Here is a 15238-nt window from a genome sequence, read left to right on the forward strand (position 1 = left end):
CGACTTAAATTGGCTTCTAATCGATCTGATTTCTAGATGAAAATCATCACGTTAAATTGCAACGGAATTCGTTCCAGTCTCAGCAAAGGTTTACTCGAATTTATACGTCACGAAAATCCTGACATTATCTGTTTCCAAGAAACGAAAGCTCCAGCGAAAGAAATTGACAGAGAGGAATTTCGAACCCTTGGCTATGACGTTCATTTTTGTTTGGCTGAAAAAGCAGGTTATAGCGGCACTGCAGTTTTTACAAAAATCAAACCGAAAGGAAGTACCATTGGTTTTGGGGATGGGATTTTTACCACAGAAGGCAGGTCTGTTTTACTCGAATTTAATGATTTTTACTTATGGAATTTATACTTTCCTTCGGGAACTAGCGGCGAAGACCGCCAAAAGGTCAAATACCAGTTTTTAGATGAATTTACTAATCTTACCAAACCCTTTTTAAAAAAGAAAAAACCTCTCCTGGTCTGTGGTGATGTCAATATCGCCCATTCCGAAATTGACATCCACAACCCCAAGGGAAATGAAAAGAATTCTGGTTTTTTACCTGAAGAACGTAAATGGTTAACCGAATTTTTAGACCTAGGATTTTTCGATTGTTTTCGCACCCTCCATCCTGATCAGAAAGATGAATATTCTTGGTGGACCTACCGATTCCAAGCGCGAAAAAACAACAAAGGTTGGAGAATCGATTATTTTTTTGTCACAAAATCCAAAACTGTGAATCTCATTTCCGCAAAGATTGCCAAGGAACCGGTTTTATCTGACCATGCTCCCGTTGTCCTTGAGATCCAATTCTCTTGACAGAACCCTTTTTTCACATTCAATTCTTTTCGTATGAAACGTATCCTTTCTGTCCTTTCCATTTTTTTCACTCTCCAGTGTTCGGTACTTGGTGTTTTACAAGACAAAATCCCAACACCAGAATTTTCCTTCGAATCCCTGCATATCAAACAAATCACTTTTACAGATATCACATTAGGGATTGAAACATCTGTTTCCAATCCTTATCCCGTTTCGCTTCCTAGTTCGCTTTTGGATATGGATATCAACATTGAAGGTATGAAGTTATCAAAAGTAAAAACTGATTTGGGTGCAATCGAAGCAAATAAAACAAAATCACTTCCTTTGGAAGTAAAATTAACTTATGCAGACCTTTATCAACTTTACAAAAAATTTCCCACAAAACCAATGTTAGAGGTAAGTGCTAAAGGTAATATGAAAATTCCCATTCCGAAACAATGGCAATTACTCGGAAAGGACTCGATCAATTTTCCTTTTGTCCAAAAGAAAGAAATCCCTGCCGTTTTGCCAGACGTAGAAATTCGTAATTTTAAAATTCTTATGCCAACAGAATCGGAAATCCTCAGCGCATCAAATACGGATGCTCTCGTTGGTACAACAACCAATTTCTTAAAAGGATTACTTGGTGGTTCCAAAACGCCTATCACTTCTGCCGCCAAAGCAGGGTTATCTGGTCTAAATTTGAATCTAAAAACAGAATTTGATTTTGTATTTTCAAACAAAGCTGCATCTACTTTTAATTTAACAGATTTAAAATACAATCTGCAACTAGCTGGAGAAAATTTTCTTACCGGATCTCCAAAGGAAATCATTAACCAAGGGAAAGAATCAACTGTGAAAGTTACAAATCAATTCCCTATCGCCTCCATCGGAACATCTCTTTACAAAACAATCCAATCGAAACAGGCGGTTTATCAGTTAAAGGGAGATTCTGGATTTTTAGTTCCTAATTTACGTGAGAATATTCCCTTTTCTTATGAGAAAAAAGGAAATTTTCAATGGTGAGTTTTTATTCCGATGATTTTGAACAGTACTTAAAACCTAACCATTGAATCAGATAAATCTTATTTCTTTTTCTGTAACATCTGTTTGACTTCGTCTCTTGTTTTTCCTGGATACAAACGGATTTGGTACGTCACAAGAAACTTTGTGATGATTGGACTTCCATCTTTTGAAGAATGTTCATAGTTAAACCTTGAGGCATCATTTTGGATGATTTTAGCAATGTCATTGATTCGGGGTACCCTTCTATCAAAGGCAATGGATTCCAATTTTCCAGTGACAGTGTTTAACCCAATGGAAATGATCCCATCATCTACAAAACTTAAAAGGTCAAACTTTTTCATTTCCTCTTTGGAAAGTTCATCCCCACCTGGGTCGGGTTTCCTGCGTATTTTGTCAGTGTGGCGGATTTGTCTCACCATATACGAATCTGAAGCGATATAAACTCGAAACAACTCTTGGGGGAGATCACTTTTCTTTTGGAAAAAAGGAATTTCACCTGTATGGTTTTGTACCTCTTCCCCTTTTTCATTGAGGATGATTTCCCCTTCACCTCCAGGAGGTGGTAGAAAGTCTTTTGTTGAATTCGTTTCTGTTTTTGTTTCCTCCGTAGGAGTCGGTGTTGAATCTTTCGTAGTTTGGCAAGAAACGAAGGAAAGGAAGAAAACAATTAAGACAGAGTGAAACAAAAATTTCATTTGGTCATCAGTATTTGGTGGTTTCTTCCAGTGGCAAGAAAATTAACGAAAAAAGGAGAATCCCTAAACCAAATATTTAGCAAAGATCGTTGCAAGACCTAAGAAAAAGAAAAACCCACAGACGTCGGTCGTCGCCGTGACAAAAATGGAGGAAGCAATGGCTGGGTCGATTTTCATCCCTTTTAAGATAATGGGGACAAGGGAACCTACAAGAGAGGCTACTATCATATTGACAAACATTGCTGTCCCAACCACAAGTCCTAAGGTCAGGTTACCTTTCACAAGGTAAATCATACTAAAAGTGACTGTTCCAAGCGCAAGGCCATTTAGAACACCGATGGTAAATTCCTTTCGAACTGCATCCCACCAATTGGAAAACGATAAATCCCCTGTGGCTATATTTCGAATAACAACCGTTACAGATTGGGTCCCTGCATTCCCACCTAGACCAGCTACAATTGGCATCAAGGTTGCAAGCACTACGATTTGAGAGATGGTATCTTCAAAAAAAGCAACTACAGTAGAACTCACAAAGGCTGTGAGTAGATTGACATTGAGCCAAATGATCCTTCTTTTCACTGATTGTAAGATCGGGGTGGATAATCTTTCGTCTTCCGAAACCCCTGCCATGAGAAGGATATCTTCAGATGCTTCCTCTTCTACGATTTCTAATACATCATCAACAGTGATACGACCAATGATACGGCCTAAATCATCAGTGACGGCAGCACTGACTAAATCATATTTTTTGAATGTATTGGCGACTTCTTCCTGGTCGACATCGTAGTGAAAGGCAAAAACTGAGAAGTTAGTGATCTTTGCTATCTTGGTATTGATAGGAGTGAGGAATAAATCTTTTAAGGGGATAAATCCTTCTAAAACGCCATCTTCGTTTGTTACATAAATTTGGTAAATGTCTTCAATCTCCTTTGCTTTCTTTCGGACATTGATGATACCCTTTCTCACATTGTCCGTGATGGTCACAGTAGCAAAGTCCTTTGACATTAGCCTACCTGCAGAATACTCTCGGAAACCCAATTGTGAACGAATTTCAAAACTGTCGGTTTTACTTAGATTGGCTAGTACAAGTTCTCGTTTAGCACTAGGTAAGTACGAGAGTAGATACGTTGTTTCATCGGTTTCAATATGATCGAGGGTTTTGGAAATTTCATCCACGGAGAGTTCTTCTAAAAAGGACTCGAGTGTTTCCTCTTCCATTTTGACAAGAGAGTATGCTTGGTCTTCATTTGAGAGAAGTCGAAAGAGATATAATTCCTCTTCGCGCTCTAAGTCTTTGAAAAGTGTGACAACGTCAGCAGGGTGAGCCCCATCGAGCATGGACTTAAGGCTCGACTGGTCTTTGGCTTCGATGGAAGATTTGATTTGATTGACAAAATCATCATAAGAGTCACTTTCTCTGTCGATTTTGATTCGGAATTCTGACTCTTTCTTTCTTTCTTCTTCCATAAATCAGCGGATTTCCTGAATTTTCCAATTGACGGTTATGTCACGTGAACCATAGGCTATATCCTATGTCGGCACGAGTTCCTTTTTTGAAAACGAATCTTTTTCTTATCTTACTTTTTTCACAATGTGTCTTGTTTGAACCTAAAATCAACAAAGTTCCAGATGCCTATGTGCGCGAAGAAGTGATGAATTCAGAGCAAAAAAATGCAACGAAGATCCTCACAGACAAAATCATAAAATTAAATAACGAAGTCACAAACCAAAGAAAGGCAAATGCTCTCACTTCACAAGCGATCAAAATTTCTTCTGCCAAAGTAAACAAACATGCTGCCGAAAGGGATTTAAGACGCACAAAAGAAACATACTTTACATTAAAAGAAGATTCAAACGCATCCAAGCGGTATCTAGAAGAAAGCCAAATGTTTGAATTAGAAAGAGCAAAGGAAGAAACCAGATACAAAACTTGGGTTCAAAAGGAAAAGGAAGACAAAGCCTATTTGGAAATGAAAGAAGCAGCGTTGGGCGAACTAATCGCAGAACTAGAGTTAGTTCGATCTGAAATTGCTGTGAAGTTCCAAGAATCCCAAGGTAAAACTCCTGCAGATCCAGAATATATCAAAAAAGAAATTTATGAAACCCAATATGCCGAAAAAAAATCGGAAGCTCGCAGGCGTTTGTCTGATTGGGAACGTATCAAAACAGAAGCACCTAGTCTGCCAAAAGTCAATTTAGAGGATAGTTTTGATGACTCCAAATAAAAATCACCTCCTCTTCCTGAGTGCCACTTGCCTACTTTTTATAGGTATTGTTTCCCCCTCTCATCTTCAAGCTGATTGGGTATATTTTCCATATGAGTATAACCAAATTTACAAAGAAAAATATGCTTTGGAATTGGAACTTGCAGATATCCGTAAACAACACCAAAACGAACTGAATCGTTTAGAAGATGAAAAAAAAGACCTACAATCCCAAATCCGCAATCTCACCGAAGATTTAGAATTAGAAAAACGAAATCGTGCCAAAGAACAAGATGAATATTCCGACAAACTGAGAGACTACGATATGCGTCTCCGTAGTATCGAGAAAAAAGGCACTGATAAAGAAAGAACCTTAGCAGAAGAAAATAGAAAACGCGAAGAAAAAGACAGAGCCGAAATTGATAGTCTTAAACGAAAATTAGAAGAAAAAGAAAGAGAGTGTTTGCAAAAAGAACAAAAACTCCGCGAAACCTACGAATCCAAAATGGATGAGTTGAAAGAAAGGATTCGCAATTTAGAAGAAGAACTGGCAAGTCTTCGCAAACTCACCAAAGAACAAAAACGAGAACTCGAAAGGTTATCCGAACAAACCAAAGAATTTGAAGAAAAATTAGCAAAAGAAATCACTTCAGGCCAAATCCGTCTGAAGCGTTTTCACAACAAACTCATCATCAATATTGATGATAAAATTTCCTTTGATAGTGGTTCCTCAGAATTAAAACCAGCCATCCTTCCTGCGATCGAAAAAATTCGGGATATTTTGGCATCGTACCCAGAGAACTACATCGTCGTTGAAGGGCACACGGACAACGTTCCCATTAAAACAAAATTTCGAAACAATTGGCATCTCTCAAGCGAACGGGCATTAGCGGTACTTGAATTTATTTTACAAAACAAAAGTTTAAATCCAAAAAACTTTTCAAGTGCGGGTTATGGAGAATACCAACCGATTGTACCCAATAGCACGAAAGAAAACAAAGCGCTGAATCGAAGGGTGGACATTGTTGTGATTCCAAGAGGGGCAAATTCTCTCGGTAATAACAATGACTAATCAACGTCCCAAACGTAAAAAACTGATCTTTTACTTAAGTCTTTCGGGACTACTTTCCATTATGATATTTTTTATCGAATGGGTGGGTTCCAAAGAAAGTGGAAGCCTTGCTTTGTTTGCCGATGCAGGGCATATCTTTGCAGATATTTTTGCACATATCATATCACTTTTTGCCCTTCTCATTGCCTCCAAAAAACCAAATGCAAAATACCCTTTTGGGTTCCATCGATTTGAAGTGATCGCTGCTTTCTTAAACGGACTGCTACTGATTGCCATCTCAATTTTTATATTATATGAAAGTTACATGCGTTATTATGGAAATGTCGATGTAGAAGCGGACACCATGCTTGTGTATTCCCTGATTGGTTTTGGAATCAATTTGATTTCAGCAGGCCTTCTTGTGGGAGTGAGTAAAACAAGCCTCAATTTAAAATCAGCGTATTTGCATGTCCTCAGTGATTTACTAGGAACGATGGCAGTAATTTTTGGAGCTCTTCTCATTCGATTTACAGGTGTCAAACAAGTCGACAGTATCCTCAGTATCTTGCTTGGACTTTTTATCTTAAAAACATCTTACGGAATTGTAAAAGAATCTATCCAAATTCTCATTGAAGCTGATACCAGTGAGTTTGACAAAGAACATTTACTCGCACATATCAAAGTTTTGAATGGAATCCAATCAGTTCCAAAAATTATCGTTCGCAAACTAACATCAGGTGTATTTTCTGTGGAAATCCAAGTGGCAGTTGGCGAAAATGCAAATAGGGACAAAATCACATTCGAAATCCATAAAGTATTAAAAGAAGAATTTGGAGTTCCATTTGTTTCCGTAGAGATCATTTCCAAAGACCTAATTGCAAAATTGGATTCTTTTGCCATCCGTGAATCCGAACGCGAGTTTGGGCACCATGGACATGAACATGGTCATGCCCATGACCACAAAGGAAAACATTCCCACAACCATTCCCATTGAGTTCCCTTGGATGTGGTACTTAATTGAATTGAGAGTGGAAAGATTCGAATCAAAAATACTTCGCCTTTGAAATTTAAGAAAATTTTTAGGATTTGCGATTCAATTCGTTTGGAGTGTTCCGTTTTTTCTTTTGCAGTAAGTATTTAGTCAAATGATCTTCCCAGAGGAATAATTGCCAGTCAGGATCGATTGATTTTAAATCCTCTGGAGATTTCAGTCCGAAGTGATTTGTCACTTCTTGGATGAGCGGTGAAATGGGAAAAGGAACACCTTCGAGTAACAATTCTTTGGTGGGATTACCCTTAAAATTTTCTAAAAACTGTTTTTGCCAATCTACCAATAATTTCCGTTCTAAGTAAATTCCTTCATGCAAAACACTGAGAGATTTTGTTTTACCAATGAGTAAAGAAACAAGGGAACACAACTCTTTTAAACGGAGTTCCATTCCCAATTCTCCATAATTGTGAACCAGGAGATTCTCTGGTGCAACAGGAAATTCATTCAGTTCGATTCGTAAGTGACTCACTTGTGGTGTAAAATCCGTATGAAAGATTTTTTTCTCACGAATGTTTGGGTGATCGAATGCCTTAGGATTGGAAACAAAATATACGGGATAGTTTTCTTCTATTTTTGTGACCCAAAAAATGAAATCTGCTTCCCCTCCATTGGTGATAAAAGATTTAATCCCTGTTAACTTATCATCTTTGACGCTCGATTGGAGTTTTTTTAATTTTCCTTCAAACCCTGGTTCGCTCACACCAGCCGCGAGAATGAGGATAGGGTCTTGTCCAAAAAATGCATTCCATAAAAAATGGGAGCCGGGTTCATGGAACTTTGAAGCTTTCAAAATTCCTCCCGCCACATTCACTTCCACCATACAAGAAAGTGCTAAGGAAACACCGAATTTTTCTTCGGCTAAGGACGATAGTTTTCTTTGAAACTCATAATATGACTCTTTTCCTAAAATAAAATCATAAAAGCCCGTAGAATATAAAAATGGTTTCCAACTGCGATAAAACTTTGTGGGATGAGGGACTTCTGGGTTTCCTAAAAAACCCTTTGGGTAAATCGAATCAGATTCACCCCATTTGGAAAACAAATGATAAGGCGAAGGATCGTTTGTCTCTTTCACAAACCTTATTTTCCCTTTCGTTTGGCCATTTTGGCATCCAACTCGTTTTCCTCTTGGAGGACTTTTTTTAAATATTGTCCTGTAAAAGAGGCTTTCACTGCTGCTACCTCTTCGGGAGTCCCAGTGGCAATAACTTCTCCCCCACCATCTCCTCCTTCCGGCCCTATATCGATAATATAATCTGCAGCTTTGATCACATCTAAATTATGTTCAATGATCACCATTGAATTTCCTTTATCAACTAACACCTGCAAAACGGATAATAATTTTTCAATGTCTTCAAAGTGAAGGCCTGTTGTTGGTTCATCTAAAATATAGAGTGTTTTTCCTGTGGGTCGTTTGGAAAGCTCCGTGGAGAGTTTGATCCTTTGGGCTTCACCACCGGAAAAGGTAGTAGCTGCTTGTCCCAATTTGATATAACCAAGGCCAACATCCATTAAGGTATCCAGTTTCCGTTTGAGGTTTGGGATATTTTCAAAGAACACAACAGCTTCTTCCACTGTCATCCCGAGTACATCGGAGATATTTTTCCCTTTGTATTTTACCTCTAGGGTCTCACGGTTGTATCGTTTGCCTTTACAGACCTCACACTCAACATAGATGTCCGGTAAAAAATGCATTTCGATTTTTAAAATCCCATCACCTTCACATTTTTCACACCTTCCACCAGCCACATTAAAACTAAAACGCCCAGGCCCATACCCACGCACTTTTGCTTCTTCTAATCCACTATAAAGATCACGCACAAAGGTAAATAAACCAGTATAAGTGGCAGGGTTTGAACGAGGGGTCCTTCCGATGGCAGATTGGTCAATATTGATGACCTTATCGATTTGGTCTTTTCCTAGGATTTTTTTGTGTTTGCCGGGAACAAGTTTCATTCCCATCACAGAACTTGCTAGTTCCTTATAAAGGATCTCATTGATTAAGGTTGACTTACCAGAACCAGATACTCCCGTAACTACCGTTAGTGTTCCCAGTGGGATAGAAACATCTACATTCTTAAGGTTGTTATGCGTTGCTCCCGTAATCTTTAAGAACTTACCATTCCCCACTCGCCTTGTTTCCGGTTTTGAAATTCGTTTTTCTCCAGATAAAAACTTACCTGTTACAGAGTGTTTGTTCTTCTTGATTTGTTCGGGAGTTCCAAAAGCAACAATTTCGCCTCCATGGACCCCAGCACCGGGTCCCATGTCAACAATGTAATCTGCTTCTTCCATGGTCTCTTTGTCATGTTCCACAACAAGGACTGTATTTCCTAAATTACGTAAGCCCTTTAAAGTTTGCACGAGCTTCGTATTGTCCCGTTGGTGGAGTCCAATGGATGGTTCATCTAAGATATAAAGCACTCCCATTAGCCTAGATCCAATTTGAGTGGCGAGCCTGATCCGCTGCATCTCTCCACCGGAAAGTGTTCCTGCAGAACGACTTAAATTCAAATACCCAACTCCCACATCATTTAAGAAATGGAGCCTTTGTAGTATCTCCTTTAATATGGGTTTAGAGATTGTATCTTCTGAACCTTTGTATTCTGATTTTTTGGTAAACTCTAACGCCTTCTCGATGGAGAAACCAGTATACGTATCTATCCCAATGCCTTGTACTTTGACTGCCAGTGCTTCCTTTCGCAAACGTTTCCCATGGCATTCATCACAATCATGGTTTGTCATAAAAGATTCAAACCATTGGCGCATCGAATCCGATTTGGTTTCTTTATAACGACGTTTTAGATTGGGGATCACACCTTCGTAATTTTTCGAAAATTCATAATGAGAATTGGCTCCCCTAAAATCATAATCGATATGGATGGAAGCATCACCATGTAAAATCGTATTCCGAATTTTTTCTGGTAAATCCTTCCAAGCTGTATTTAAGTTAAATTTTAATTTTTTCGATAACGCTTGTATGGTGGCCATATACCAATACGAATTGGATTTGGATCCTCCCCATGCTTCAATACAACCTTCCGCAAGAGATGCTTCTCGATCTGTCACAAGAAGCGCCTCATCAAACTCAAGAAGTGCACCAAGTCCATCACATTGGGAACAAGCACCAAATGGGGAGTTAAAGGAAAAAAGTCTAGGTGTGAGTTCAGGGATACTCACATCATCACATTTGGGACAGGATAGTTTTTGGGAAAACAGATGATCTTTTTCCCCATCTTCTACCACAACGATTCCATCCGCTGTTTTTAAAGCTGTTTCCACAGAGTCAGACAATCGAGATTGGATTCCCGGTTTCATCACAATCCTGTCTACAACGATATCGATATCTGCTTTGAAGTTTTTCTTTAAGGGGATTTCGTCTTCTAGAGAGTATACTTCCCCATTCACACGCACTCGGTTGAAACCCTCTTTTTTATATCGTTCGAGGACCTCTCTATGTTCCCCTTTTTTTCCCTGGATAACAGGCGCAAGGATTTGTAACTTGGTTCCTTCAGGAAAAATATTGATCCTGTCTGTGATTTGGTCGACGGATAAACTGGAAATTGCCGTTCCACACTTAGGGCAATGTGGTTTCCCCACTCGAGCATATAACAAACGCAAGTAGTCATAAATTTCTGTTACCGTTCCCACAGTAGAACGAGGGTTACGGTGTGTGGTTTTTTGTTCGATGGAGATTGCGGGGCTTAATCCCTCAATTTGGTCCACCTCGGGTTTTTCCATTTGTCCAAGGAATTGCCTGGCATAACTGGAAAGGGATTCGACATACCGCCTTTGCCCTTCGGCATAAATGGTATCAAAGGCAAGCGAAGACTTTCCAGAACCAGATAGTCCAGTGATGACCACTAGTTTGTCTCTCGGAATGTCAAGGTTTAGGTTTTTTAGGTTATGTTCACGAGCGCCACGAATACGAATAAAGGAATCCACATCGGATAGCTTGTTTTCCTCTTTCATTCTGGAAAGAATTTTAAGGAATGGAGGGAAGAGGACTCACCGTGTTTCGAATTCTTTTTTTCCTTCTTTTCTTGCCATTTCGAGTTTTGTACCTGATTTACCTACGTCTAAGCCTATTTTTCCAACGAGGCAAAGAAGTATACGAATTGGAAATGCCCCCAGTCTTTGAAGATTCTTACAAATCCTTTTTTGTCAAAAAACTCCAAGGCAAAGAAGAAACGATCACTCGTCTTGAACTCCTTGTTTTACTCAAAACCATTGAGAAAAATCCCAAGATCAAAACAGTCGATATCAGTTTACCTCCCTTAGAATGGACGTTATCGGAATTTTATGAGATCAGAAATGAACTAAAAAACATACGAGAAGCAGGGAAAACCATTCGGATGTTTGCCAAAGAAGGGGGACTAGGAAGTTTACTATTACTCACGGCTGCCAGTGAAATTTACCTTGCTCCGGAATCCGAATTTATGATTTTACTCCCTAGCGCCGAACCCATGTTTTTTGGTAAGTTTCTTAAAACATGGGGGATTGAGGTACAAGCCTTTGCCTCTGGCCCATATAAATCCTTTGCCGAAAGTTTCACTCGTGGAGAATTCTCAAAAGAAGCGAGAAAAAATTTAGAAACACTCGTGATTGACCTTCGGACAGTGATCCTTACTGCGCTAACCAATGGAAATCAAAACTTAGAACCACTCTTTTACAGACCAATGTTATCTGCTGAGGAATTACTAACCGAAGGTGTGGTACAAGGCATTAAAACTGAAACCGAATTTTTTTCCTCTGATCGAAAACTCTTTTCACCGTCATACCCAACTCTTTACCAAAAGATCAAAGAATTTTCACTATTTCCCAAACGCAAACAAGAAGTGGTCATCCTTCCCATCGATGGTGGGATTACTGGTGGGGATTACCTGCATAAAAATAGAGAAAACGGGAAAATTGAAGCTTTCTCGCTCATTCCCACCTTAAAGGCATTAGGTGAAGATAAAAAAATTAAAGCTGTCATCTTAGAAATTTCTTCTCCAGGTGGCTCAGCCTTTTATTCCGAACAAATCCACCAAGAAATTTTGGAATTAAAAAAATCAAAATTGGTCACAGCTTATTTTAAAGACACTGTCGCAAGTGGTGGGTATTATATTGCCACTGCGGCTGATTATATCACAGCATCCCCTGTTTGCATCACAGGATCAATTGGTGCCGTTAGCATCCGAGCAAACTTACAAAAACTTTATAAAAAATTCCATTTGAATAAAGAAGCAGTTGGTTTTTATCCCTTTCGGGACATCCATTCCGAGTTCCAGCCCCTCTCCAAACAAAGTGTCAAGTATTTAGAATCCCAAATCAAAAAGATTGAGGCTTTGTTTTATAAACGAGTGTCCGAAGGCCGAAAAATCCCTATATCGGAACTTCCTAAAATTGGAATGGGACGCGTATATTTACCAACAACAGAAAATCAAATTGTTGATTCTCTTGGTGGACTTCTCGATGCCATAAGCTTTGTCAAAGAGAAATTAGGTGGAAAAGCCATTTACTTAACGGAAGAACTCCCATCTTACAATCTCAAAAATAAGATCCCCCTCCTTGGTGGACTTTTATCCGAGTTACAATTATTGGAATCGTTAGGGGAAGTATCCCTTCTCTCCCACACCAAACTTCGGTGGAAAAATAGATAGTGGATTGGAAATGGTAATAGTGAAGGGAGACAATGCGGAGGTTTTTTTGCCTACCTATTCTCAGAGCTTACTTGAGAGTTCTTGGGAGGAAATTTCGTTCATTCCAATTGAGAAGCCTTCTCCAATCGGTTGAGGAGTGCTTCTCTCCCTTCACCTAATGTCGGTTCTTCGCAGTAAATTGTATCGATTCCCTTTAGGTCACAAAACTCAAAAAAAGCATACAAAACAGAACTATACTCCTGATTGGAAAATACTGGTTTGATTCGTTCGAAAGGCTTCAAACCAGGTTCCAATCCATCCTTTCCCATATCCATTCCAGGGAATGAAAATCCAATCCAAGCATAATCTGAATTTTCTTTTTGCTTTTGGAATCGAGACTGAAATTCCGCCGGTTGGCAAAGGATTACGTTTGCCTTCGGAGAATAGTGTTTGTACTTCATCCCGGGACTCTCTGGAATGGCCTCTCCTTTCACCTGAAAGGATTTTGGTACCATTAAATTGGGTAAAAATTGACGTAAATCCTTTGATTCTATGGAACCAGGCCTAAGTAGGACCGGTGGGTTTAGGTGCATTCCCACAACCGTAGATTCAATTCCTAAACTTGGTTCTTCAGCCAGAAATATACCATCCACAACTCCATCAAAATAACGCACAACATCTGTCATGCGAGTAAGTGATGGCCTTCCCGAAAGATTGGCAGATGGGGCAGAAATGGGACTTCCACAAGCTTCAATCCATTTGCGTAAAATAGGGTTTTTAGGAATACGAACTGCCAGTGTGCTGATCTCTTTCGGAAAAATAGTTCCATCTAGTTTGGGAAGGACTAAGGTTAAAGGACCAGGAGAGAACTCCTGTAACAATCGTTTGGCTAAATCATTTACGACACAAACTTTTTCAATGGACTCAATGGAATCAAAATGGGCAATAAGGGGGTTATCACTCGGTCTACCTTTGATTTGGTAAATTCGTTTGCAAGCCTCTTCGTTCGTACTCGAAGCACCAATCCCGTAAACAGTTTCTGTCGGAAACACAACCACCCCTCCTTTTCGGATGAGGTCCGCAAGCAAACGAACATCCGAAGAGATCAGGGTTTTCATTTTAGAACTGTTTGGTTTTTGAATTGGATTTTTGTTTTGATTTCGAATCAGAAACTTTCAGCGTTTCTTTTGACTCTAAATTTTGAATCGTTGTTTCTTCTTTTGGTTCTTCTTCCTCTTTTGCTTTTTCTACGGGAGGAATTTTCCCTTGGACAAGTTTACTGAGGTAAACATTAATCTCAGGGTCATTGTCTGTGACAAGTTGCCAAAAAGAAAAACCACCTAAGTCATATTTACGAAGGAGATTCATTTTCTCTTCAAAAGCACGTCTGTTCATATAAAACGCAACACGGTCACAACCACCACTGGTATACCATAAAGAAGGGTCTTCATAAGCTCTGTTTTTATGGATGTCAGAAAACTTAGATAGGTTTTTCCAACTGGCAACTTTGTTTTCTTCATTTAAGATACGATTGATATCTGTAGGCTGACGATTTTTATGTACGCCTGCTTTGATCCTTTGCGCATCAGAATGGTAAATGGCTTTTGCGGATGCCTTACAATTAAGAGCCCAGTCATAACCATATGTAGGAATTGCCATATAGAGTTTATGTGTAGGAACTCTTTTTTTGGCATAGGTAATGATGTCTTTCAACCAAACATTTGGTGCTTGTGGACCAGGGCCTGGGTTATGGTACTTTCTTGGGTGAAGTTCATACGCCATGATTTTTACACGGTCAGCATGTTTGGCTAGGAATTCATAATCATGAGTCGTTGGCCCTCTCCAATTTTCCCGAAAATCCAATTGGATGGGTTTTGAAAGACCACGGCAATGTAGTTCTTTCCTTTTCGATTTTTCGGCTGGGGTTTTGGGATGGACTGCCACAGAAATCAGTTTTCCCTTTTTATGCACTTCCTTAGCAAGTTGGGCAAAAAATTCTTCAAACTTTTCTTTTTTATCGCAGGACATACCTTCATAATCAATGTCAATTCCATCATATCCATAGGTCAAAATTTCATTCACAATCACTTGGATGTGGTGGTCACGGATATCATTTCGCCCACCCATTCCAATATTTTCTTGGATTTTTTCTTTTGGATTTTCCCAGCGAAAGATCGTAGGGATGATTTTCACTTTTGGATTCAGTGCACGTAGCTCTTGGACTCGTTCCTTTCTGGAAGAAGATGACCAACTGGAAATAAGTTCCCCATTATTCGAAAGACCGCCTTTCATGGTATAGATAAACGGATGGATTTCATTGTACAAATGGACTGTCTTTTTCATCGCTGTCCAATCGGTTGACCAAGCAGAAGATCTGAAACTCACATTCTCATCCGGTAAAAAGTTTGGGGTTTCCATCACTTCTTCTTCGACAGACGTTGTTGGTTTGGATTCCGTTTGGTCCGAAGTCTCCATTTCAGATGGAGTTCCAAGTGATGGTGTAGATGCTTCTACAACACTTGGGTTTGTATTCCCAGTTTTAGGAAGGTCTTTTAACACCAAAGTGGATCCCGAATTTTGCATGAGATTCATTCCCAAATAAAACGAAATGGCGGATAAAAAGAACCAAGAGGTAAATAATAACGAATATTTCGCCACATTCGAAAGAGGGTGTTTTTGGGGATTAGGGGATTGTGATTCAGACATATACGTTTCTTCTAAATTGATTATCGAACTTGTGAGAAAAAAAGAGTAGAGAATAATCAAATCTCACCCTATCTATCTGTTACCCATGATTTTTT

Annotated in this window: 12 protein-coding genes; 6 read left to right on the forward strand and 6 right to left on the reverse strand. The window is 39.2% G+C overall.

Annotated features, from left to right (window positions below; translation table 11 throughout):
- The first annotated feature begins 36 nt into the window (after positions 1-36).
- A complete protein-coding gene (locus EHQ43_RS13390; protein WP_135742109.1) occupies positions 37-807 on the forward strand; it encodes an exodeoxyribonuclease III in 771 nt (256 codons plus the stop codon).
- Positions 808-840: 33 nt separating this feature from the next.
- Positions 841-1812, forward strand: coding sequence for an LEA/WHy family protein (locus EHQ43_RS13395; protein WP_135771464.1), 972 nt, complete (start codon positions 841-843; stop codon positions 1810-1812).
- A 59-nt stretch (positions 1813-1871) separates the two neighbouring features.
- On the opposite strand, the gene EHQ43_RS13400 is transcribed toward EHQ43_RS13395, so the two are convergent.
- Entirely contained in the window at positions 1872-2507 is a 636-nt protein-coding gene (locus EHQ43_RS13400; protein ID WP_135771465.1) for an LA_2219 family laminin/E-cadherin/plasminogen-binding protein, read from the reverse strand.
- A 63-nt stretch (positions 2508-2570) separates the two neighbouring features.
- Positions 2571-3974, reverse strand: a complete 1404-nt coding sequence (gene mgtE / locus EHQ43_RS13405) for a magnesium transporter (protein WP_135742112.1) — start codon at positions 3972-3974, stop codon at positions 2571-2573.
- An 86-nt stretch (positions 3975-4060) separates the two neighbouring features.
- Here mgtE and EHQ43_RS13410 point away from each other — a divergent pair, with 86 nt between their 5' ends.
- Genes EHQ43_RS13410 through EHQ43_RS13420 form a run of 3 tightly spaced genes read left to right on the forward strand, consistent with a single transcriptional unit; the run spans position 4061 to position 6756 of the window.
- The gene (locus EHQ43_RS13410) at positions 4061-4732 is read left to right on the forward strand and encodes a hypothetical protein (protein WP_244242806.1); all 672 of its coding nucleotides are present in this window, start codon (positions 4061-4063) and stop codon (positions 4730-4732) included.
- Complete coding sequence (locus EHQ43_RS13415; RefSeq protein WP_167481793.1) at positions 4719-5783, forward strand: OmpA family protein; 1065 nt, start codon at positions 4719-4721, stop codon at positions 5781-5783. The genes EHQ43_RS13410 and EHQ43_RS13415 overlap by 14 nt, the downstream gene beginning before the upstream one ends.
- Positions 5776-6756 (forward strand): cation diffusion facilitator family transporter, encoded by a 981-nt coding sequence (locus EHQ43_RS13420; RefSeq protein WP_135754205.1) that lies wholly within the window; start codon positions 5776-5778, stop codon positions 6754-6756. Before EHQ43_RS13415 ends, EHQ43_RS13420 begins: the two co-directional genes overlap by 8 nt.
- Positions 6757-6841: 85 nt before the next feature.
- Here the strand turns inward: EHQ43_RS13420 and EHQ43_RS13425 are convergent, their stop codons facing one another.
- Both EHQ43_RS13425 and uvrA read right to left on the reverse strand, forming a co-directional pair.
- Positions 6842-7888: an acyl-CoA dehydrogenase gene (locus EHQ43_RS13425; protein ID WP_135771466.1), complete on the reverse strand. Its 1047-nt coding sequence runs from the start codon at positions 7886-7888 to the stop codon at positions 6842-6844.
- 5 nt (positions 7889-7893) lie between these two features.
- Entirely contained in the window at positions 7894-10785 is a 2892-nt protein-coding gene (gene uvrA, locus EHQ43_RS13430) for an excinuclease ABC subunit UvrA (RefSeq protein WP_135771467.1), read from the reverse strand.
- Positions 10786-10937: 152 nt separating this feature from the next.
- Between uvrA and EHQ43_RS13435 the strand changes: the two genes are divergently transcribed.
- A complete protein-coding gene (locus EHQ43_RS13435; protein WP_244242807.1) occupies positions 10938-12458 on the forward strand; it encodes a S49 family peptidase in 1521 nt (506 codons plus the stop codon).
- 98 nt (positions 12459-12556) lie between these two features.
- On the opposite strand, the gene EHQ43_RS13440 is transcribed toward EHQ43_RS13435, so the two are convergent.
- Together EHQ43_RS13440 and EHQ43_RS13445 are read right to left on the reverse strand one after the other, a co-directional pair.
- Entirely contained in the window at positions 12557-13555 is a 999-nt protein-coding gene (locus EHQ43_RS13440) for an L-threonylcarbamoyladenylate synthase (RefSeq protein WP_135771468.1), read from the reverse strand.
- Position 13556: 1 nt separating this feature from the next.
- Positions 13557-15143 carry a glycosyl hydrolase family 18 protein gene (locus EHQ43_RS13445; protein WP_135771469.1) on the reverse strand — a complete coding sequence of 529 codons (1587 nt, stop codon included), beginning with the start codon at positions 15141-15143 and terminating at the stop codon, positions 13557-13559.
- Positions 15144-15238: the final 95 nt, after the last annotated feature.

The organism is Leptospira bouyouniensis, assembly GCF_004769525.1.
Taxonomy (GTDB): domain Bacteria; phylum Spirochaetota; class Leptospiria; order Leptospirales; family Leptospiraceae; genus Leptospira_A; species Leptospira_A bouyouniensis.

Coding starts and splice junctions, on each gene's coding strand:
- EHQ43_RS13390 (WP_135742109.1), top strand. CDS start 37: ATGAAAATCATCACGTTAAATTGCAACGGAATTCGTTCCAGTCTCAGC.
- EHQ43_RS13395 (WP_135771464.1), top strand. CDS start 841: ATGAAACGTATCCTTTCTGTCCTTTCCATTTTTTTCACTCTCCAGTGT.
- EHQ43_RS13400 (WP_135771465.1), bottom strand. CDS start 2,507: ATGAAATTTTTGTTTCACTCTGTCTTAATTGTTTTCTTCCTTTCCTTC.
- mgtE (WP_135742112.1), bottom strand. CDS start 3,974: ATGGAAGAAGAAAGAAAGAAAGAGTCAGAATTCCGAATCAAAATCGAC.
- EHQ43_RS13415 (WP_167481793.1), top strand. CDS start 4,719: ATGACTCCAAATAAAAATCACCTCCTCTTCCTGAGTGCCACTTGCCTA.
- EHQ43_RS13420 (WP_135754205.1), top strand. CDS start 5,776: ATGACTAATCAACGTCCCAAACGTAAAAAACTGATCTTTTACTTAAGT.
- uvrA (WP_135771467.1), bottom strand. CDS start 10,785: ATGAAAGAGGAAAACAAGCTATCCGATGTGGATTCCTTTATTCGTATT.
- EHQ43_RS13435 (WP_244242807.1), top strand. CDS start 10,938: ATGCCCCCAGTCTTTGAAGATTCTTACAAATCCTTTTTTGTCAAAAAA.
- EHQ43_RS13440 (WP_135771468.1), bottom strand. CDS start 13,555: ATGAAAACCCTGATCTCTTCGGATGTTCGTTTGCTTGCGGACCTCATC.
- EHQ43_RS13445 (WP_135771469.1), bottom strand. CDS start 15,143: ATGTCTGAATCACAATCCCCTAATCCCCAAAAACACCCTCTTTCGAAT.